Here is a 19,962-nt window from a genome sequence, read left to right as displayed (position 1 = left end):
TCAATTCAAAAAAAGAACCACATGAAATTCAGACTTGTATTATCGTTACTACTTCTGTCAGCATGTTTTGCTGTATCCGCGCAGGAAAAACAATCCCGTAAGGGCAAAAAGGGTGACGCAGCCGTTGCTGAAAAAGGACTCATCAAAATATCCGTTATGTATCCGTTTTCAGAAGGCAAGACCTTCAATATGGAATATTATGAGACCAAACACATGCCTATGGTGGCAGGTTACCTGGGATCAAATCTCGTGAAGTACACTATAGAGAAAGGTGTTGCCAGTGGCATTCCTAATCAGCCCCTGCCCTATATGGCAATCGGCACATTCTACGTGAAGGACCTCAGTGCATATCAGGCTGCAATTGCACCCAACAGAGATGCTATCAGGGCCGACTTCGCGAATTATACGAACGTTGCCCCGGTAATCTTAGTAAGTGAAGTAGTGAAGTAATTGCGTTGAAAGCATTGACAAAGCATCGGGTTCACGGAGTGGCTACCCGATGCTTTGTTTCGTTACCTATAAGAGTTCAGACGTTACTGATTATGGCCTTCCCAGCGTGGTGATCACCTCATCCAACTCCCCTCGAGTCTTTGCATCAGAAGGCCAGGATGATTTCAAATAGTGGGGATTGATACGGGTCAGCGTGTCACTGATCACAAGCTCAGGATGGACTAGAAGACTCTGATGAAGCACTTCGGTGGGCAAAGTATCTACGTGATACTGGCAGATGCCACAAAGTTCACTCCTCTTTTTAAAGAGTTGTTCGAGTGCCAGTTCGTACTCCAGCAGCCTGGAAAAATCCCGACCCGCTCCGAATTCCCAGGTCATATCTCCTGAGGCCCACAAACCTTTATAGCCATCAACAATAGCTTCGTCGAGGGAGTTTTCGAGCTTGAGCAACATTCCGCTTACATCGAAGTCTCTGCCAGATGATACCGGATCGGACGACATGATGAGACGTCCCCGGGTTACCTCTGACTGTACATCAAGGCCACCGGCGGCAAGCGTTGAACGCAAACCGGCTACCATCGGAGCGCTGTTCAAATAAAGAATCCGGTATCCATCTTGGAGCACACGCTGTATGATGACAGCCAGCATGGGAAGCTTCTGAGAGGGCGCGCCTCCGTAAATCAGGCATTGGTGACGACGGTCATGTTCCATAAGCTTACAGAGAGATCCAAAAATTACTAAATTTCTTTCAATGCTGCGTTACCATCAGACAATTCAGTATGGAGACGATTGTCATAAACAACGTACCGGATACTGTACGCGGCCTGCTAAGGCGATTGTGGAATCATCTGCGAGACTTGTTCCAAAGTTCATTTGCTGGCATGACACTCACCAGAAGTCGGGTATAGTTGTCGTGCCGCCCTGGGTTCTGCAGTCGGCGCAACTTGGATGCGAGAACGTGTAGCCCACAATCCCCACACCCTGTACATAGATTGGCTCAAGCAGTATGGTAGTAACGGGTGACATCACACGAAGATTGGCAAGCGGCACTGACTGGATTTCATCGGGCAGACATGGAGCGCGCATCGTCTGGTTAGCAATGTTTCGCGGAAGATCGTTCAAGCCCACGAAGATCCGTTGTTCCTTAACTTCGCCTCCTCCGAAATAGCCAAGGACTACATTGTCGTTATTTTCACCGTGAATGTTGCCTGTTACCGCGTACGGCATCGGATCAAATAATCCGCCTAGTTCTTCAGTAGTTTCTCTCAGCTTAGACCAGAACTCATACTCTGCCTTCGAAAGCGTTCGTTGCTTAACATTAATACTGTATCGTCGCGAAAGCCGTTCCGATCCGGCTGGTACGGATGACAGCTTGAAATTTGAAACCAGGTCATCTGAAAGATTCAGTGTATTGTAAATAAGAATATTGGCAGATGGCAAAGAGCTCCAGCAAATATATATCCGTTCGTCAATGCTTCTTTCAATGGCTTCTCCTCCGATCAACTTGTAGAATGACACAAACGACGAGGTATGCTCCCATGTCTCGTCATAATCCCATTTGTAGTATCGTCCATTTCCCGATGGCTCGTGTGTATTCACATAAAAACCAAGAGCATTTTTGTCCTCACGGAAAATGATACTGTCTATGTTGGGCGTGTGAATTAGTGTGATGAAGTCTGACCGATAATTTTCTCCTGAGGCAAGGGTAATGTTGAGACGGTATTCTGCGTTCATGTCCCACGTAGCTGAAGACGTCACGTAATTGCCTTTGCCTGTGCCTGTAAGATGAACGATGGCTCCGTCGTTGCGTTCGATGAACACCCGGGCGTCGTCGATGACCTCCGGCACAGCGACTGTGTCCAACGGGAGGGCTGCTGTTAACCGAACGTTCGCTGATTGATCCGACGCATTGATAAAACCATCGACAACCAGCAAGTTTAAATCGGACTGACTGACCGGTGCCGGATACGGATCGAGGCAGCCCATGAGGCAGGAAAGGGCGACAGCCAGGGGCTGAAGCCGGAAGGTCAATTTAGGCATGGCAACGGCAATTTACTCTGGCTTACCATGGCCATCAATACCGCTTATAGCGGTAAAGGAAGGTGAAAACGAAAGAGCTACTCCTCGCTGCGTTCTTCTCTTTTCCGATAATAGTAGTGCAGAGATTTGGCGTTGCTTCCACAATCCTCCATGCTGCACCAGCGGCGCATCCCATTCTTAGACGTATCCAGGAACAGCCACCCGCATCTCGGGCACTCCTTTATTCGCTCGAGTTTTCCCGAGAGCAACACGTCCTGTGCTGACTTCACAATGGGTCCTGTGATTCTCAAAAACTGATCTGCATCAAATGCCCATCGGAGCACAATCTCTCCTGATTCTGCAGCCATCTGAAGATGTGGACTATAACGAGCCATTACTTTATTAAACGAATCCAGGTCAGTTGGTTTGATACGTTGTTTCTGACTTAGCGGATAGAATAGATCATAGATGAGCGTCCTGAGCTGTATCGCCTGGGTAAAAAATTCCTTTGCGCCTCTGGAACGTTCCGCCGCGGCCCTTTCAAGAGTTGTGAACGCGGAAGATTCGATTGCCTTCGCTTTTCGTGCCCAGTAAAGCAATTCGTGGAATGATTTTACCAGATCTCGTCCGGAGCCATCTTTCCGGTCGGGAACGGTATTAACGTAGTCTAGGCACAGTGCACCACCATCAAGGCGCAGATCGTCGATCGCAGGAATCTTCATTATTCAAAAATACTGATTTCCAGTAAAACTCATAAAGCCGGTAAAAATATACTTCACCAGTTAAACTAGTTTAGATAGTAATACGTAATATTACCATCAAACAAACGTTTAATGGTAAAGTCCATATTACCAGGCGCGGTTTTGGTATGCCTTTTTGCGGGCGTCCGGGCGCAAACTCAAGACGCAACAGCGTTGAGACCCCTGCACGTTAGCGGCGTCATCAAAATCGACGGCATACTGGACGAAGAACTCTGGGGACGCGCTTCCGTGCTGAATGACTTCGTGCAGTGTCAACCGCAGATTGGCGGGACACCCACGGAATCAACCACAGTCAGATTTCTATATGACGACGAGTTTATCTATATAGGCGTAGAGGCCCTGGATGCCACACCCGAAAAGATTATTGCCACCGGGCTCGAACGTGACATCTACTACGGAAGCGACGATAACATTTCCCTTCTGATTGACACGTATCACGATCAACGACAGGGCATCCTTTTCTCCACGAATACACTTAGTGCAAGATTCGACGAAGAGGTACTTGACAACGGCAATTTTTTTAACGCCGCGTTCAATACCTTTTGGGACGTGCGATCGGCCCGGAATGAACGTGGATATGCTACCGAATTCAGAATTCCCTTTTCATCGCTGCGTTTTCACGCGAGGGATTCCGTCGTGATGGGCATCAAAGTCATACGCTACATTAAGCACAAAAATGAGTTGGCAATCTTTCCGGCATCAGACGCCTCGGTTGCCAACGCCGCCTGGCGGGTGAATAACGCTGCGCCAATCGTATTCGACAGACTCAAGAGCAAGAAACCATTTTATGTTGCTCCATATGTAAAAGGGACTTATCACGACTTTAAATTCTGGAACAGCCAAACTGATCGCGTCGCGGCTGACCGAACCTTTATGCCGCGTAACTATTTTCATCACCGCGCTACTGTTGACAAGGTGATCAGCAACATCGGACTTGATGTTAAGTATGGTCTTTCCAAAAACTTTACACTCGACCTTACCCTGAATACCGATTTCGCTCAGGCCGAAACCGATAATCGCGTCCTGAACTTTACGCGGTTCGCTGTAAATCTGCCCGAAAAGAGAAACTTCTTCCTTGAATCAAAGGATTATCTCGGGTTCACGACCGGATCCGGGGTAATGCTCTTTAACTCCAGAACCATTGGTATTGAAAAGGGTCATATTGTTCCCATTATCGGAGGAGTGCGACTCTCTGGAAAAGCTAACCGACTTCAGGTGGGCTTGCTAAACGTGCAGACGGCTGCAGTGGATCCAATAGCGATCGATCCACAGAATTTCACAGTAGTACGTTTGCGCCAGGAGGTCTGGGACAACGGCAGTTATGTTGGAGGTATTGCCACCAACCGTGCCTCTAAACGCGGCACAAGTTTCCGAAATCAAACGTTTGGAGTTGATGCACTCCGCCGGTTCCGCGACAATCATTGGATTCTCGGCGTTAATCTCGGCGCAACAAATGACCATAAGCAGGGTATTACAGCATCGACTAGTATGGCCAACGTCGTGGTAAACCGGGTGTCGGCACTGGGCTATAACCTTACTTCGTCAATTGAGTACGCTGGACGAGACTTTAAACCCATGGCCGGATTCCGCTTCGACTCATCGTACGTGACGGCGAACATAAGCAACGGCTACATATGGAAGTATAAAAAGTCAGCCAAGATGAACCTGTACTGGGTGACACAACTGATCGACTACCGGTACAGGATCATAAACGACACTCACGAATCGGTGATGACGGAAACAGAACTGGGCACTTCTTACAAGAACGGGATGAGCTTTGTTGTCGCGCCCTTCGCGGGCCGCGAGTACCTGCCTTACGACTGGAATTTTGTAGAGGACGTGATTGTGCCCGCCAATTATTACAACTATCGTGGAATAAGATTAAGGTTCGACAGCAAACAAACCGGCCGCGTGAATTACGCGATCACGACGCGTTATATGGGTTTTTATGCAGGAACCAGATTCAACTTAGTGGCTAGCGGCTATTATGCCATTAATAAAAACTTCCGTCTTACCAGCAGCTGGGAAATGAACATATTTCAATTTCCGGTCCGCTATTCGCAAAGCGGCGTCTCTGACTTTCAATCAAACCTGATAACCTGCGGCGTCGCTTTTTCCCAATCGATATACCTATCTGCGAAGGCACTCATCCAATACGACGACATTTCGAAAACCCTTGGCGGCAATTTTCGCGTTCGCGTAAATCCCAGAGAAGGAACCGACCTGTACATCGTATATAATCCCAGGCTACATACCGCATTCCCTAATCTCGACCGGCCGCTGGTGGATCAGCAGACACTAATAGTAAAGTTTACCAGAACATTCCGTCTGTAAGACTAATTATCTATCGGTTGATTTTAACGTTATCTAAAATAGCCTTCATTCTGACTACCTGATCCTTATTCACCTCCGCCAGATTTCGGACCTCCCCAATGTCTTCCTTGAGGTTATACAACTGTGGCACGCGGCTATTTCCCAGTTCTGTATTCGTGTCTTTGTTAAGCACAGGACCTTCGGAAGGCTCGATGTATTTCCAGTTTCCAACGATAAGGCTAAGGGTAGAATTGAGGGACTGTTGTACCACGTACTCCCTGGACTGCGGCTTCTTATTTAACAACGTGTTCAGGTAGTTCTTGCTGTCGAGCGAATCCGAATTGCTGACCTTTTGTTGCGTGAGTGCAGCGAACGACGCATAAAAATCAATCTGGCTGAATAACGCATTTGACACTTTGCCCGGAGAGATGGTGCCCTTCCACGAAACGATAAAAGGCACACGGGTGCCTCCCTCGAACGCGCTGTACTTTCCTCCCCGGAGCGGACCTGCCGCCTTGTGATCACCCAACTTTGCGACGGCCTCGTCAATGTACCCATCATCGATCACAGGTCCGTTGTCGGAAGTAAAAATGATAAGTGTGTTCTCCATTAAATTATTGCGCGCGAGAGCATCGAGTATATCACCGACGCTGCTATCGAGTTGCAGGATAGCATCGCCCCTTGGGCCCATGCCGCTTTTGCCAGCAAATCGCTTGTTGGGCATGCGTGGCACGTGGATGTCGTGCGTAGAAAAGTAAAGAAAGAATTTTTTTGACTTATTCAGGTCGATGAAGTCTACTGCCTTTTTGGTGATGACGTCTGCCATATCCTCGTCAACCCACAAAGCTGATTTTCCACCGGTCATATAACCGATCCGGCTCACTCCGTTGACGATAGTCTGATCGTGGCCGTGGGAGAATTTCATCTTTAGCAGTTCGGGATTTGATTTGCCTGTTGCGTCGTGATCGTTTAATGGCGGGCCATAGCTGACCTTTATCGGATCAGCGGGATCGAGGTTTACAACTCTATGATTTTCAACGTACACGCAAGGCACCCTGTCGCCAGTGGCCGGAATGAGAAACGAATAGTTGAAGCCAATTTCAAGAGGTCCAGGTTTGATATCGCCATTCCAGTCAGGACCACTTTGAGGTCCGAGTCCGAGGTGCCACTTGCCGACGACGCCAGTAGTATACCCCGCCCGTTGTAGCATGGAAGGCAGCGTAGTTCTGTTTGTGGGTATTAACAAGGCCGCGTTTCCCGGCGCAATGCCAGTGCCTCTTTTTCTCCACGCGTACGTGCCTGTGAGCAACGAGTATCGGGAGGGAGTGCAGGTTGCAGATGTAGCGTACGCCTGTGTGAATCGTACTCCGCTTGTTGCCAGCCGGTCGATGTTGGGAGTTGCAATTGTCTTGGCTCCATTGGCGCCAATGTCGCCGTAGCCGACGTCGTCCGTGTAGATCAGGACGATGTTGGGCGTGCCGACAATTTTCTGACTCCAACTGGTACAGGTTACGGAGATCAGGATGATTATGGTGTGCAGGATTCTTATAGCGAGCTTCATTTGAGCGATAATAATGAAAAAAATCCCACCGCGAAAAGGCATTGCGATTTCGGGAAGCTCCGTACCATTAAACTCTTTGGCTAAATGATCTCCAATTGCTAAATTCAGATTGAAGAAGTTCCAAGAGTAACCGTTGTACATTAACAACTAATGAAATGAATAAAGCTCTCCTGGCAGTACTATTCTCCTGGCCGCTTTTAGTTTATTCTCAGGAAAAGGAACCCGAAAAGACGCTCCGCTCTGACACCGTAGTCATCACAGGAAAAATCAACATTCCTATCAACGCAAAAGGGCAAGTCGTTGCAACATTCTATATTATCGATTACCTGTTGGCGGCTGAGCGCACTTACTTCTCGGTCATAGATTCAACGGGGAATTTTCACGTTAGATTCTTTCTCAGGAACACTCAGGATATTTCCTGGAGATTTGATAAAGCTCAACCTTCCCGCCAGCTATTGCTGGCTCCGGGTGATTCTCTGCACATCGTTGTAGATCAAAGCGGGTTTCACTTCAGCGGCGCCAATGCGAAGGCATCGAAGGACATACATAACATGCGAACTCCTGAAGAAAGCACTCAATACTACTATGAGCGTGAGAAGGGACTAGGCCTGGAGCCGGAAGAATACCTGAAGTTCTGCAAGGAAAGGTTTGACAAAGATGCGCAATGGGTTGAACAGTATTGCAAGGAGAGAAATTGCTCTGCACTGTTCCTGGAATGGTATAAAAGCAACAACGAAGTCAGCTACTTCTCGGACCTACTCGCGTTCAGTTGGAAAAGTCTGAACTATGGACTTGGTAGTACTGTGAGACTACGAGGCGAGCGTAAGCTTAAGTACGATTCATCATTCTGGTCTTCCATGAAACCCAGTGATCCCGCATATCTGCTATCGTCACGTTTTATATTCTTACTGAACGGCTATTCGCACCGATATACCCGCGAATCTTCGGCGCCAGCGGAAGCACAAAAACTCAAATTAAGTCGTATCGCCGAGATCCTTAATCAAAAGGTAACGACGGAAAGCAATGATGCCGATACCAGAAAGGAGCTGAACTTAATAAAAGAAATGTACAGGATGTCGGAGCAGGGCGAACCCGTCGACACAGCCATGCTCAGGGTTTACTGGAAGATCGCTGAAAGATACGATACCGAGCTTAAAACAATGGAAAGCAGGTGGTGGATTGAAAGGCACGCGGCGAATCTCACAGACATTGCGGATACCAATATTGCCGATATCCTTTTGGTTCAATTCTTTTCGAATGCGCAGGAAGACTACAACGACATTGATTATCTCTACAATACAGTCTTTCCGAAAATAAGAAATGCACAATACCAAAACATTGTGACGGCGGAGTATACAAAAAACAAGTCGCTTCAGAAGGAAGTGATCGTTGACACCAACGGCATCCGCTTTGTGCGGGTGAGTCTTAACAAGACTGGCGATCAGTTGTTAACGCAGATTGTAAAACAGAATCCTGGCAAACACATTCTTCTCGACTTCTGGGCAACCTGGTGTTCACCGTGCCGATCGGATTTTAACAAAATGAAGGCGCTGAAGGCAAAATTGCCTTCTGATAGTATTGCGTATGTCTATCTATGCTGTCAGTCGACACAGGAGGACTGGGTAAAGGACGTTAAGAATATGGATGTGAAGGGGCAGCACTGGTTTGTTTCGCAGCTCCAGTACAATGATCTGCAGAAGAAGCTTAAGATTTCCGGGTTTCCCTCCTACCTGCTGATTGATGGAAATGGTAAGATCTACAAGGGTTTTAGTTTGTGGGATGAAGAAGCGTTTGTAGAAAAGATCCGAGGGATCGTGCGCAGGTGAGGTATTTGAAAGTGAAGAAAAAAAAAGGATGAATAAATTACGTTGTATGAGCGACATCATTTTGATGCTGTCGAAGTAAGTATACGAATATTATCCAATAGGGCTACCCATGGTGAACCGCCAGCATCCAGGGTACCTGTCGTTATTTAGCATCATCGAAAAAAAGATCAAGGTTTTCCTGATTGGGATTAAGATTTCCAGAAGATGAATGTGTGCCATGATAATTCCCCTTACAGCAGATTTCAACGCCGTGGCAAAGATTAGTTATAGAAAAAATTTATTTGAGGTTACCAAGGTTTACAATTTGCTATATACTTGCCGGTTTTGAGATTGCGCATCAAACTCCCAGTTGTCATGATTAAACTTCTACGTCTCATTCTCCTTTTAGCAATCCTTTCTTTCGGCGCTTCCGGTGCCTTTGCGCAGATTGAAGATTATCGCCTCTGGATTTCCAGAAATGCAGGTGGAAACGGCTATGGGCAGATTTCCAGCGTGAATGCCGACGGCTCTGCTTACGATCCAGGATATGTATTTCAGGGTAACATGGACGGCAGTGAAGCAACTGCCCCGTTAAAGGGGAAGGATGGTCAGCTGTATGGCACCACTAACCGGGGTGGGAAATTTAACCGCGGTACGCTATACCGGCTTGCCCCAGATGGAACAGGTTACGAAGTTCTCGTCGACTTCGATGGTGAAACTGGCAGCAGTCCCCGTGATCTGACGGCCGCCAATGACGGCACACTCTATGGATTAATAAGCGATTTGGATCACCAGCGGTTATTCGCGTATGATCCCGGTTCACAAATGCTGGAAATCGCCTACGATTTTGCTGCAACGGAGGCAGGATACAACATTCATCTCAGCGCGGGCGAAGATGGTGTTATTTATGGCACGTCCATTAATACCAGTTACGATGGCAGTCACTTGTTCAAGATTGATCTCAACACCGGTACTTATAGTCAAATCCACTCCTATCCGCATCTCAATCTTGGCGCACCATTGCTGGCCTCCGATGGAAATCTTTATTTTACTGCTGAGGGAAGTAACCAGCCTGTGTACGGCGCGGTTATTTATCGGACCTCGACTGACGGGTCCAGCTCGAGCGTTCTCTTTGATATCAGCACGATAAATACAAATTCGGCGTTCTACAAGTTGTCTGAGTTCGAAGGATATCTGTATGGGGTTATTTATCCCGGTGTCTATCCATTTGCTGTATTTCGCGTATCACTGGACGGCACTGACCATTCTGCCGTACATACATTTTCGTTCGGTGAAGCCAGGTCGGCTATTGGTCTTGAATTAAGAGCAGGCGGTTGGCTGTATGGTACGGCGGGGAAAGCAGATAATAGCTCGTTTCTATATCGCATGCAACCCGACGGATCTGAGTTTAGCATAATTGACGAAAACAGTCCCCCGTCGGGAGTAGAAGAAGATTTCTACACAGTTGAAACAGTGGCTCTCAAGCAGTCTATAATGAGCTTGAGCTCACATGGTAGACGAACAACGCTAAAAAACTTTCCACTCAACGACGTCGAGCCACTTTACGTCGCGTCACTTCCAACGGGTGGGCTAATGGGCAGGGTAAGTAAAGGTATTTTCACTGTTTCTACGGACGGGACGAACACTTATAAGAAATGGCCGATCGACACTCAGCCTAATGAGGATTACGCTGAAAGCGGAGCGATTGCGGACCAGCAGGGTAACTTATATCTTCAATGGTCGGGTTCCAGGCGCATTGTCAAGATCTCGCTGGACGGCACGCAGTCGACTGTACTAGAGTTTGATACACCTGACTACGCTAACTCACTAACAGCAAAGTTATTTCTTTCATCAGACGGATATTTGTACGGAATCACGAACGCAGGCGGACTAAATGACAAATCGCGGCTTTTCAGAGTAAAAACTGACGGCACAGACTACAGCGTTCAGCATTCATTCGATGATAACAACTATGCCCAACGTCAGCCGATAGCCTTTGAACACGATGGGTACCTGTATGGCGTTTGGAAGGGAGGCGCCAATAACTCAGGTTATGTGTACCGGTTCTCCACCACCGGAAACACATTCGAAAATATTTTGGACTTTGACGCCGGTACAACGGTCATGTTTGAATATGTCCGGATGTTCAAAGGAAGCGATAACATGATTTATGTAAACTCGGTGACGGGTGGCTCTGAAGGGAAAGGTATCATATTCCGGTTCGCGCCCAACGGCGGTGGATATGAAATTCTTCACGAGGTTTTAAGTTCCAGTCCCGAACAGGAACATTTTCCTGCCCAGGTTGTTGAAGGTCCCGATGGAAAACTTTACGGGATTACCATAGGCGCCTTAAATCGTCCGGCCGGGGTTCTGTTTGCAATGGACAAGGACGGGGAGAACTTTCATGTGACCCATCAGTTTGCCCCTAATATAAATGGGCTATACATCGCGGAAATGGAGATTTTGTTTGCTCGCAAGAAGGACCACGACATAACGTTTGCCCTGGACGACAATTTCGTCTGCGGTGGCGTACCGGTCACCCTGAATGCTTCATCAACTAAGGGTCTGCCCATTAGTTTCCGGTCAGTTAATCCGGCTATCGCAACCGTGGAGGGATCAGCATTAAAATTCGTAGGTGCAGGCGAGACAACTATCATAGCGGAACAGGTATCCAATCCGTTTTACACCAGATCGCCGGCGACGCAGATCATTACGGTTGAGAAAGGTACACAGATCATTCCTTCTGACGATATCGAGCCGATTACCATTCCCGCGCAAACGGGAACCGACGCTACTGTAACGCTACCGGCTACAACCAGTTCTGGGCTTCCCATCACGTACACGGCCATAACCGACAACATCACTGTTGATGAGAACAAGATCGTCATCCTTGAGGCCGGGCGTGCGATAGTGGCTGCGGACCAGGAAGGAGATGAAAACTACTTTCCAGCTGCGCGAATCGAAATAGCTTTCTGCGTAAACGCTCCGAAACCAATCATTACGAGCGAAACCGCTTCAAATGCTGCTTTGAAATTGAGTTCATCTAATAAGATCGGCAACCAGTGGTTTTACAACAATGAACCCATCGCGGCCGCAAGTGGTATCTCATTGGAGATTTCAGAAACCGGGCTGTACAACGTACAGACAACAATTGAGGGTTGCCAGAGCGAGATGTCCGACGGTTACGAGTATACCATCACGGGTATCAACACCATTGAAGATGCGTTCCGCGTATATCCGACCGAAGTAACGGACAAGCTGGTGATCGAAAAAACGCAGGACTACGAAAGCACTTTCGAAGTCAGCGTAATCGATCTGGGCGGCAAGGAAGCATTGGGAGTATCTGCTTCCGGCGAAAAGCAACTGTATGACCTTAGTCGCCTGCCAGGCGGAATATACATTGTGAGAATCAAAACTGCAGAGACGGTTCATCGAGTCAAGATTGTGAAACGGTGATCGAATAGTACAGCCCGGGCTGACACCCCAGTCTCACTCTGGTTCATCTGGTGGGAATAATTTTGATACTGCACGCATGCATCCAACATATACCCTACGTAGTATGGACGACATCATTTTGCAGCTATCAAAGAAAGTATATGAATACTACCCTATAGGACTTCCTTCTCTTAACGAACAGCATCCCGGTTACGAATCTTTGCGTCTCATTATTGAGAAAAAGATCAATTCGCTGATCGCCAAACAAGAAACGGAATGGACAAGGTTGGCATCGCGCGTACAGGCCCAAACAGGGTATACCGTCTATGATCAGGCCTATGAGCAGTTTCCTAATATCGTGCTGAGAATAGACCTAGGCGAGGAAAGCATGCGGCGCTTTACTGTGAGACGAAATGTTTACCTCGTTGTGTCTTTACTTACTGACCATTTTACAATCTACTGCGACGAAGAAGTACTACTTCGGCAGGGTTCTGAGCATCGAATAGTTGCACGAGTTCTCTCCAAACGATACGCCCCACAGGAATCATTTAACTTGATTAAGGATTTAGAATCTACTATGGGTGATATGTTTCCCGGACACCAGCACGTTTCTCACGATCTCCTGTTTGGCGTGAAGATGAACGGAGGTGTACCGCATGGAGAGGACCAGGAGTCAATGAGGCGGAGCTTTCCTCTTTATAATTTTCTGTTTGGAAGGTTTCCGTTTTTTGAAATGGCGGAAATTGCAGAGTAAGAACGGGCGCGTAGAAAGCAGGGTGAGGAACAGTGTGAGAGTGAGGAAGTGGGAGGAACAGTGTGAGGAAGAGTGAGGAACAGTGTGAGAGTGAAGTGCTCCGCAGTGTGAGAGTGATACACTTCATTGTAATTATATGGAAATCGTTGATGATGATCACTCTGAGACTAATTCAACGTTGGCCATAATAAACAGACACGTCACACCGAAATTGAGACGATTTCCGTGGAAGGGCAAGGTCAATTACCAATCTTCATAACCACGTGATGTTATGTCGCTGTATTGTTTATCAAGTCTCTTCTGCAGACCCTCCTCTTGTGTGTAGCCCGCAATCTTAATGAGGCCCTTACTGGAACTTTTATTCGTTACGGGCGGCGTCATACAACTGACGTTCATTCCAGCCCGCTGCATTGCAAGCGTTCTATTTGAAAAGGCATTGTCATTGGGTGCTTGCCCGCAAACTTCAAAGGTTTTCTTTGAGTCGTCCCGCAGGATTAGCCAGAATCGAGTGATCATCATAGCAAGTACTTGTTTAGTTCCATACAAAAGATCGCGGTACAAATCAGAAACGAATTAATGATTTTGTACTTGGCGATTTCAAAATATTGAGGCAACAAGGACTGCTCTGTTCTGTTCTATGATTAGTCACGGCGTTATAGGTATAGTAGCAAAAGTATATAATAAACTACTATCCAGGGAATTAGTAGGCTACGCAATACAGTGTGAGGAACAGTGTGAGAGTGAAGTGCTCCGCAGGAACAGTGTGAGAGCGAAGTGCTTCGCATAATCACACCGCTTTCTTTTCCAAATTTTTAATCATTGCAAAGAGTATTCTTGAAAGCTCATCGGCGTGCTCGTAAAATCCGCGGAACGCAATTTCATCAAGAGCTGACTCGTCTTTGAGTACGTCAAGGATAGCGATGCATTCAAAAAGGGAGCTCCTCGCCACGACGTAAAAATTCCTTCGGTCGGGTTTGCTGAATCGCCCCGAGCCTTCGGCAAGATTTAGGACTATGCTAAATGCGGCTCTTCGGAGCTGATCGGAAGTGGTACGGTCCAGGCTCCTCGACTTGATGAATTCACGAATGGAACCATTGAAGGTCTTTGCCTTTTTGTAGACGTGGAGTCTTTCGAAATCGAACATAAAGTAAAGACAGAGTGGAACAAGGTCAGAGTGAGGAACAGTGTGAGTGAAGGTAAGGGAAATGCCAGTGGGATCTGGATGTGTAAGAGTAGGGAATAGAAGACAATAAAAAGGCAGGAATAATGGGAGCGTGTGAGAGTGAGGAACAGTGTGAGAGTGAGGAAAAGACAGCGAAGGTGTTTCGCTTTCGCTCTCACACTTTACTCTCACTCTGTATTAGTGTGGGGAACAGTGTGAGAGTGGAGGAAAAAAACAGAGCGAGTGTGAATTCGCTCTCGCTCTTCACACTCGCTCTGTTTTTTGTAGTCCGTACGGGAAAAATACCCCTCTTTTCAACACTTTCACATTCTTTACAAAACCTTTCAGATTATCAGCACTTTATGCGTATTTTTGGGATGCCCGATGTAAAGTATTATTAAGCTTTTACAGGCTTCTAGTACTCATTGCGGTACTCACCACTATCACCAAACGCATTTTAAGGCGATATGAGCAACGATCTTCGCGGACTACGGGTTTACTACCTTCTTGACCAACGAAGCATTCCTGCCCGAAATAAAGGGAGAATCCTGGCACCTATCCGAATCGATCTGAAGTACCCACAGGGCGCCGAAATGATACACCTTCGATTTCCGATCGGCCTGAAGGGTAACCCAAAGTACTTCCACGATCAACAGTTCCGCGGCGGGGAAACGAACGGGGAAGAAAAAAACCAAATTCTGAAAAACCTGAAGGGCCATGTCCAAGCGATCTATCTCGCAGGGATAAATGCAGGCCAGCTTCCGCCCCGGGAAGAATTCAAGGCGCGGATTCTCGCGTTCTTCAAAGAAGCCAAAACTGAAAAGACCATTTCGGGGCATTTGGATGACTACATCCAATACATGAATGCACGAAAAGAAGCCGGCAGAATTAAGGGAAAGTCGGTCATCTACACGCTTGAAAAACTAAAGGGGTACCTCGAAGAATTATATCGCCGGTCTGCCTTCGGTTTTGAATCAATTGATGCCAATTTTGAGACCCGTTTTCTTCAGCTACTCGTTGAGAAAAAGCTTGGTCCAAACACAATCTCCACGTTCGTCAAGCGACTGAAGATGTTCTTGAATTGGGCAACCATCAACAACCTAAATCGAAATGCGATTTACAAATCCTTTGAGCTAAAAGAAGAAGCGCGGGAAATTGTCGCATTGTCCGAGATTGAAGTACAGGCCCTGGCCAATCTAACCTTAGAAAAGCACAAGAATATCACGCATGGCGGTACGAAAGTCGTTCGCGATTGGTTTATAGTTGCTACTCAAACAGGATTGCGATACAGCGACCTTCACAAGATCGCGCAGCCACAATTAACACCAGTGCCTGGCGGATACGACCTTCGTGTGAAGACGATGAAAACAGGCGCCGAAGTCGTCATTCCTGTTTCGCCAGTCCTGTACAACGTCTTCAAAGAATACAACTTTGAAATGCCCCTCCCCCCTAGCAATCAGAAATACAATGCAGGGCTGAAGCGTATTGGAGAAAAGGCAAAACTGACAAAGGAGTTGTCATCACACGTTGCGCGCAAAACCTTCTGTACTGTCCAATACTCGAAGGGAGTGCCTACGCAATACATCATGAAGATTTCAGGCCACCGAACAGAAAAAGAATTCTACCGATACATCGGTGTCGATGGCAGTGAGAATGCGCAATTGATCCGCAAGATGAACACCGACTTCGTAATTCAGCACGAAGAAAAGGCGAAGATGACGGTTAACAAATAGCCATGCGACGACGCAAGCCGGAAAATGAATCAATTAGTTTCGTGACAAAAGAAACTTTTGAACAACTCGTTGCTCGACTCAATGGACGTCCACGGCCAATGTATCCCCGGCGACTTGCGATCTGGCTCGAATTCTTCAAGCCTGCAGAAAACACTTTTGAGCGAAGGAAAAACATCATTCCGCCCTTGTCAGTGGGCTATGGAAATCAGCGAATATCATTCGCCCCGGTTAGTGAATCAGAAATTCAAGCATATCACAAATTGATTGGTAAACACTTCCCACAGGGTCAACCAAAGGGAGTCAAGGCCGAGACCATCCAAGAAAGAATACAATGCGCTCACGCCGTAGAAAAGCTCATGTTTCAGCACGGCATTGGTGTTACCAAGGCCATGGCGTTATATTCTGAAAGAATACCAAGCAAAATCCGAAAGACAGAACGCGCCGTTGCATTTCTAAAGGAAATTCGGAAAGCTTACTATCGCCGCGCCTTATTCGTCAGTCCAGCAATTGCCGAACAAATGGCAACAAGGACGTTTGGGCAATTCAAAGAGGATGGCAGAAGAAAAGGCCAATATCGATCAAGTTCTATTGATCGAGAACTGATAAGCTATTTCGCGAGCGTCGAAAATTTCAAAACGATTCAAGAGGCTGCAATCATCAAGAAGTGAGCCGTTTGTGTCATTCGACCGGCAAACCTTGCGCGCTTTTTTTTGGTTGGCATAAGTTGCTGCAATTTTCCATTGTTAAACATCAATTACAATGGAATCAACAGCAATGTCGGTGCTCACTCCCGGTGAAGTGATGCAGATTTTCAAGATCTCACGCCCCACGTTCGGCGACTGGTGTCGCAAAGGAATTTTTCAAAAAGTGTCTATCCCCGGTCGACGACGTACTTATGTCACAAAGGCTTCCGTCGACAAGCTTCTTCAAACTTCGAAGCCGGTGGCCGACTGACATTTCATGAATTCCAAACACCAAAATCAATTCACACTATGCAAACCATTTTCGAAAAGCTTCGAGCGATGCGAACAACGCATTGACCTAAAAGCCCGCGCGTCAGTCGGCGAATTCGACTACACTTCAATTCTACCTAACGATGTTCAATCCAAGCAGCAACTTTTCGAGCGGTTGCGAGCTGAAGGCCTCGAAGAAACGTCGGCACTTTTCAACGTAATCTTCGAACGGTACGGATCAACACTAAAACTTAGAAAATAGCTTATGGCACTAATCTATGACTATCAGCCAGACCGTGACCAAGCGTTGAAGGCTTGGGATGTTTCGAATTCGAGAGGTCCACGAATGGTGGAGGTGGCGAATCGAATCAGCGACGAAACCGGCTTTCGTATATCGCCCACGTTGGACGCCGATCATGCACCTCTTACTAGCCTATTGAAGGACATTCCGACGTTCCTAAACTTCGAGATTTTTCCGCATTTAGTCGATCGGGCAGTTGACGAAGTCTCCGACAAAATACTTCAAGGTGTGTTCGATCAACGCGATGGAATACTAGTGCCAGGGATGCCTAAAATGTCGCTTGATGCATTCAAGAAAATGTTCGTTCCGCCGCGGAAATCAATTATCGAATACTGTGGCCATGGCTATGCAATAAAACATTCGCTACTACGGCTTTCATCTTCATCCCGCAAGCTTGTAACCAGCAACTTCACAATCAGAAAAGGAACTTTGAATGTGGATCCTGATTCGAGGCAACAAGTGTCCGACGCATTAACGCTTTTTGCTTCTGATCGACAACGTGCCTTTCACGAGGAAGCATGCGAACTGCTAAAACAGCTGGCAGGACTCGAATTCAAGTATCGCCAATCCACTGGTTTTATAGTGAACAGTCTTCACGATGGCCGCTATGAATTCAACTTGAAGCAGCTGGCACACATCAAATAAACAGGTGACATTTTTCAGGCGGAAACAGGATTCTTGAATGATTGCTAAGAAGGGAACAAACACACGATTCAAGCCAGGTCAATCGGGCAACCCATTGGGCAGACCAAAGAGATTGCCATCCCTTGACCGCGCTCTTGTCGATGTGCTTGGAAAGGTTGACAAACATGATGTCACAGTTTTGCAGCGAATAGTCGAAGCGTTGGCCCGTAAAGCAATGCGCGGTGATATCAGAGCAGCTGAACTTTTGCTTGACCGTGGATTTGGTAAAGCGAAGGCAACCTTGGGGGTCACGGTCGAAGGTGAGATAACGCAATTTTTGAGAATGACACCCGAAGAAAAGCTTGCCTATATCAAAAAACTTGAATGCGATGAATGACAACAAAGATGCCGCGAAGGCACTAAAGCAAATTGAACTGATCAAGAAATTCGGGCATCGGCCTGATACCTGGCTGTATGATATCAATCAGCCGGAAATAGTTTGGCAACCCGATCGCCCCGACGTCAAGATTTCATTGGATGAAGCTGAAGAAATTGTCGACGCACTTGATTTACCTGCGATTGTGGTATTGCCAGACAATGGCCAATGAATGAGTGAAAAAAAGCGGGTATCAAACGCCATTCGATACCCGCTTTCAAAAAAAAGAATGAAATGTCCGGGAGTAAAATTACAAATGAAGTTCGCATTCCGCGAAAGATCTTGTCCGAAGCCCTTCGACGGCGGGAGATACGTGCACTTCACGCATGCGCGATCGCTAAAATCAACGGTGGTCACAGGATGGAATTGAAGGCGCTACAATCAAAGATTTCAGTCAGCGACCGGACGCTTCGCCGCTACATCGAAGCAATGATGGCACGCGGTTGGGCCGGCTGCGACGGGCAATACCTTTTCCCACGAAGTTGGCGGCGATTGAAAGTATCAAAGCGGGGCGGCTTGTTCCTGGCAAATTCAACAGCGACGACTAAGGATTTGGAGGTGATGGCGTTTGTTGCCTCGCTGAAAAGTCTTATCCGGAACTTGGGTAGTCCTCGCTCGCAAAAGGGAAGAGCTACGCCAAAGGACTACCCGAGCCGGTATTTGTGTAAAGCATTGGGGATAACCGAACGAACCTTCCAACGCTTAAAATCTCGGGCCGTAAAGGAAAAGCTAATTTCAGTCAAAAGGCAATATCACGTTGTTGGCAAGGCAAAGCACGCAAAGGCTTTGATTCAAAACCTTCCCGGCCTACCGTTGTTTGTCAAAGAAGGGAAGACTATCTACCCGATCCCTTCAAGGATTGACTTCTTGGTTTAGTGTTTCCCTTTGGAATCCCTTCTAATAACCACGCCATTTTTGTCCAAAGTGAAAATCGATACCTTTGCAATCAGCCACTTAAAAGTCCGGGGCGCCCTGGTGGCTGGCGCTCAAGAATCCTGCTGCATTATTCGTCCGTGAAAGGACACAGGTTGAAAAAATGCGAGCCCGTTACGTGTAGCGGGCTTTTTTTTGGACCCAACAACCATATTAAGTTTATTGTTCTTACCTTATCTTTACAATACTTAAACTTTAACTGGCTAATGCGTGATAAAGTGTGGTCGGCACTTGTCAATCTTAAATTCAAGGGTTACGTGATCGCCATAATGTTGGGCAGGTTTCAAAAGCGAGGCAGAAACCTAGATGTATTCCTCGCGGTAGCATCATCTACGAGCATAGCAGCTTGGGCGCTTTGGCAGAAATTTCAAATGGTGTGGGCGGGTGTTATTGCACTTTCGCAAGTGCTCACAGTAGTTAAGCCCTACTATCCATTCAGAAAGTATGCAACTGAATTCACTTCAAAGTGCGCCAAGGTAGAATTGCTCAACATCGAATATGAAAGGCTTTGGGACAAAATGCAGCTTGGAACAATTTCAGAAGAAGACGCGTCGGAAACCTATTATTCCTTGCAACGGCAGGTCAGTGAAGTGATGATGTTTGGTGAAGACACAATTTTCGAAGTACCAAAATCAGTAGAGCAAGAAGCAACCCAACGGGTGGCGATATTCTTAAAGGCTAATTATCAAGTTTCGATATTGAAAGAATCAAACAGTAACTAA

20 protein-coding genes are annotated in these 19,962 nt (G+C 47.0%); 14 read left to right on the top strand and 6 right to left on the bottom strand.

Features of this window, described 5'->3' with window-relative positions:
• Positions 1-21 precede the first annotated feature (21 nt).
• Positions 22-450, top strand: coding sequence for an EthD family reductase (locus tag WBG78_RS26115; RefSeq protein WP_337329463.1), 429 nt, complete (start codon positions 22-24; stop codon positions 448-450).
• 90 nt (positions 451-540) lie between these two features.
• Here WBG78_RS26115 and WBG78_RS26110 read toward each other — a convergent pair whose 3' ends face one another.
• The 3 genes from WBG78_RS26110 to WBG78_RS26100 form a co-directional block, all read right to left on the bottom strand.
• Positions 541-1,161 (bottom strand): MEDS domain-containing protein, encoded by a 621-nt coding sequence (locus WBG78_RS26110; RefSeq protein ID WP_337329462.1) that lies wholly within the window; start codon positions 1,159-1,161, stop codon positions 541-543.
• A gap of 177 nt (positions 1,162-1,338) precedes the next feature.
• Complete coding sequence (locus WBG78_RS26105) at positions 1,339-2,490, bottom strand: DUF4249 domain-containing protein (protein WP_337329461.1); 1,152 nt, start codon at positions 2,488-2,490, stop codon at positions 1,339-1,341.
• 77 nt (positions 2,491-2,567) lie between these two features.
• Positions 2,568-3,191 (bottom strand): CGNR zinc finger domain-containing protein, encoded by a 624-nt coding sequence (locus WBG78_RS26100; protein WP_337329460.1) that lies wholly within the window; start codon positions 3,189-3,191, stop codon positions 2,568-2,570.
• A gap of 111 nt (positions 3,192-3,302) precedes the next feature.
• Here WBG78_RS26100 and WBG78_RS26095 point away from each other — a divergent pair, with 111 nt between their 5' ends.
• On the top strand, positions 3,303-5,564 hold the full coding sequence (locus WBG78_RS26095; protein WP_337329459.1) for a carbohydrate binding family 9 domain-containing protein: 2,262 nt from the start codon (positions 3,303-3,305) through the stop codon (positions 5,562-5,564).
• Positions 5,565-5,574: 10 nt separating this feature from the next.
• On the opposite strand, the gene WBG78_RS26090 is transcribed toward WBG78_RS26095, so the two are convergent.
• Positions 5,575-7,104, bottom strand: a complete 1,530-nt coding sequence (locus WBG78_RS26090) for a sulfatase family protein (protein WP_337329458.1) — start codon at positions 7,102-7,104, stop codon at positions 5,575-5,577.
• A 155-nt stretch (positions 7,105-7,259) separates the two neighbouring features.
• Between WBG78_RS26090 and WBG78_RS26085 the strand changes: the two genes are divergently transcribed.
• From WBG78_RS26085 to WBG78_RS26075, 3 genes are all read left to right on the top strand, one after another.
• Entirely contained in the window at positions 7,260-8,930 is a 1,671-nt protein-coding gene (locus tag WBG78_RS26085; RefSeq protein WP_337329457.1) for a TlpA family protein disulfide reductase, read from the top strand.
• A gap of 354 nt (positions 8,931-9,284) precedes the next feature.
• Positions 9,285-12,365 (top strand): choice-of-anchor tandem repeat GloVer-containing protein, encoded by a 3,081-nt coding sequence (locus WBG78_RS26080; protein ID WP_337329456.1) that lies wholly within the window; start codon positions 9,285-9,287, stop codon positions 12,363-12,365.
• A gap of 103 nt (positions 12,366-12,468) precedes the next feature.
• Complete coding sequence (locus WBG78_RS26075; protein ID WP_337329455.1) at positions 12,469-13,098, top strand: hypothetical protein; 630 nt, start codon at positions 12,469-12,471, stop codon at positions 13,096-13,098.
• A 243-nt stretch (positions 13,099-13,341) separates the two neighbouring features.
• Here WBG78_RS26075 and WBG78_RS26070 read toward each other — a convergent pair whose 3' ends face one another.
• Both WBG78_RS26070 and WBG78_RS26065 read right to left on the bottom strand, forming a co-directional pair.
• Positions 13,342-13,617 (bottom strand): hypothetical protein, encoded by a 276-nt coding sequence (locus tag WBG78_RS26070; protein ID WP_337329454.1) that lies wholly within the window; start codon positions 13,615-13,617, stop codon positions 13,342-13,344.
• A 268-nt stretch (positions 13,618-13,885) separates the two neighbouring features.
• A complete protein-coding gene (locus tag WBG78_RS26065; protein ID WP_337329453.1) occupies positions 13,886-14,242 on the bottom strand; it encodes a four helix bundle protein in 357 nt (118 codons plus the stop codon).
• Positions 14,243-14,727: 485 nt separating this feature from the next.
• On the opposite strand from WBG78_RS26065, the gene WBG78_RS26060 reads away from it, so the two are divergent.
• The 9 genes from WBG78_RS26060 (at position 14,728) to WBG78_RS26020 (ending at position 19,962) form a co-directional block, all read left to right on the top strand.
• Complete coding sequence (locus tag WBG78_RS26060; protein WP_337329452.1) at positions 14,728-15,993, top strand: site-specific integrase; 1,266 nt, start codon at positions 14,728-14,730, stop codon at positions 15,991-15,993.
• Between the two features lie 185 nt (positions 15,994-16,178).
• The gene (locus WBG78_RS26055) at positions 16,179-16,661 is read left to right on the top strand and encodes a hypothetical protein (protein WP_337329451.1); all 483 of its coding nucleotides are present in this window, start codon (positions 16,179-16,181) and stop codon (positions 16,659-16,661) included.
• 91 nt (positions 16,662-16,752) lie between these two features.
• Positions 16,753-16,947, top strand: coding sequence for a helix-turn-helix domain-containing protein (locus WBG78_RS26050; RefSeq protein ID WP_337329450.1), 195 nt, complete (start codon positions 16,753-16,755; stop codon positions 16,945-16,947).
• Between the two features lie 6 nt (positions 16,948-16,953).
• Entirely contained in the window at positions 16,954-17,208 is a 255-nt protein-coding gene (locus WBG78_RS26045) for a hypothetical protein (RefSeq protein WP_337329449.1), read from the top strand.
• Positions 17,209-17,211: 3 nt separating this feature from the next.
• The gene (locus WBG78_RS26040) at positions 17,212-17,892 is read left to right on the top strand and encodes a hypothetical protein (protein ID WP_337329448.1); all 681 of its coding nucleotides are present in this window, start codon (positions 17,212-17,214) and stop codon (positions 17,890-17,892) included.
• A gap of 37 nt (positions 17,893-17,929) precedes the next feature.
• A complete protein-coding gene (locus tag WBG78_RS26035) occupies positions 17,930-18,268 on the top strand; it encodes a DUF5681 domain-containing protein (protein ID WP_337329447.1) in 339 nt (112 codons plus the stop codon).
• Positions 18,261-18,479, top strand: coding sequence for a hypothetical protein (locus WBG78_RS26030; RefSeq protein WP_337329446.1), 219 nt, complete (start codon positions 18,261-18,263; stop codon positions 18,477-18,479). The genes WBG78_RS26035 and WBG78_RS26030 overlap by 8 nt, the downstream gene beginning before the upstream one ends.
• Before the next feature lie 62 nt (positions 18,480-18,541).
• Positions 18,542-19,183, top strand: a complete 642-nt coding sequence (locus tag WBG78_RS26025; protein WP_337329445.1) for a hypothetical protein — start codon at positions 18,542-18,544, stop codon at positions 19,181-19,183.
• A 314-nt stretch (positions 19,184-19,497) separates the two neighbouring features.
• Complete coding sequence (locus WBG78_RS26020) at positions 19,498-19,962, top strand: hypothetical protein (RefSeq protein ID WP_337329444.1); 465 nt, start codon at positions 19,498-19,500, stop codon at positions 19,960-19,962.

This window comes from Chryseolinea sp. T2 (assembly GCF_037203685.1).
Classification (GTDB): domain Bacteria; phylum Bacteroidota; class Bacteroidia; order Cytophagales; family Cyclobacteriaceae; genus Chryseolinea.
Note: the sequence above shows the minus strand (reverse complement) of the source record. Positions and strands in the feature narration are given on the sequence as shown.

Excerpts from the sequence above, each read along its gene's own strand:
- WBG78_RS26025 (WP_337329445.1), top strand. The coding sequence starts at position 18,542 with ATGTCCGGGAGTAAAATTACAAATGAAGTTCGCATTCCGCGAAAGATC.
- WBG78_RS26085 (WP_337329457.1), top strand. The coding sequence starts at position 7,260 with ATGAATAAAGCTCTCCTGGCAGTACTATTCTCCTGGCCGCTTTTAGTT.
- WBG78_RS26100 (WP_337329460.1), bottom strand. The coding sequence starts at position 3,191 with ATGAAGATTCCTGCGATCGACGATCTGCGCCTTGATGGTGGTGCACTG.
- WBG78_RS26095 (WP_337329459.1), top strand. The coding sequence starts at position 3,303 with ATGGTAAAGTCCATATTACCAGGCGCGGTTTTGGTATGCCTTTTTGCG.
- WBG78_RS26090 (WP_337329458.1), bottom strand. The coding sequence starts at position 7,104 with ATGAAGCTCGCTATAAGAATCCTGCACACCATAATCATCCTGATCTCC.
- WBG78_RS26105 (WP_337329461.1), bottom strand. The coding sequence starts at position 2,490 with ATGCCTAAATTGACCTTCCGGCTTCAGCCCCTGGCTGTCGCCCTTTCC.
- WBG78_RS26045 (WP_337329449.1), top strand. The coding sequence starts at position 16,954 with ATGAATTCCAAACACCAAAATCAATTCACACTATGCAAACCATTTTCG.
- WBG78_RS26050 (WP_337329450.1), top strand. The coding sequence starts at position 16,753 with ATGGAATCAACAGCAATGTCGGTGCTCACTCCCGGTGAAGTGATGCAG.
- WBG78_RS26115 (WP_337329463.1), top strand. The coding sequence starts at position 22 with ATGAAATTCAGACTTGTATTATCGTTACTACTTCTGTCAGCATGTTTT.
- WBG78_RS26075 (WP_337329455.1), top strand. The coding sequence starts at position 12,469 with ATGGACGACATCATTTTGCAGCTATCAAAGAAAGTATATGAATACTAC.
- WBG78_RS26060 (WP_337329452.1), top strand. The coding sequence starts at position 14,728 with ATGAGCAACGATCTTCGCGGACTACGGGTTTACTACCTTCTTGACCAA.
- WBG78_RS26080 (WP_337329456.1), top strand. The coding sequence starts at position 9,285 with ATGATTAAACTTCTACGTCTCATTCTCCTTTTAGCAATCCTTTCTTTC.
- WBG78_RS26030 (WP_337329446.1), top strand. The coding sequence starts at position 18,261 with ATGAATGACAACAAAGATGCCGCGAAGGCACTAAAGCAAATTGAACTG.
- WBG78_RS26065 (WP_337329453.1), bottom strand. The coding sequence starts at position 14,242 with ATGTTCGATTTCGAAAGACTCCACGTCTACAAAAAGGCAAAGACCTTC.
- WBG78_RS26070 (WP_337329454.1), bottom strand. The coding sequence starts at position 13,617 with ATGATGATCACTCGATTCTGGCTAATCCTGCGGGACGACTCAAAGAAA.
- WBG78_RS26110 (WP_337329462.1), bottom strand. The coding sequence starts at position 1,161 with ATGGAACATGACCGTCGTCACCAATGCCTGATTTACGGAGGCGCGCCC.
- WBG78_RS26035 (WP_337329447.1), top strand. The coding sequence starts at position 17,930 with ATGATTGCTAAGAAGGGAACAAACACACGATTCAAGCCAGGTCAATCG.
- WBG78_RS26040 (WP_337329448.1), top strand. The coding sequence starts at position 17,212 with ATGGCACTAATCTATGACTATCAGCCAGACCGTGACCAAGCGTTGAAG.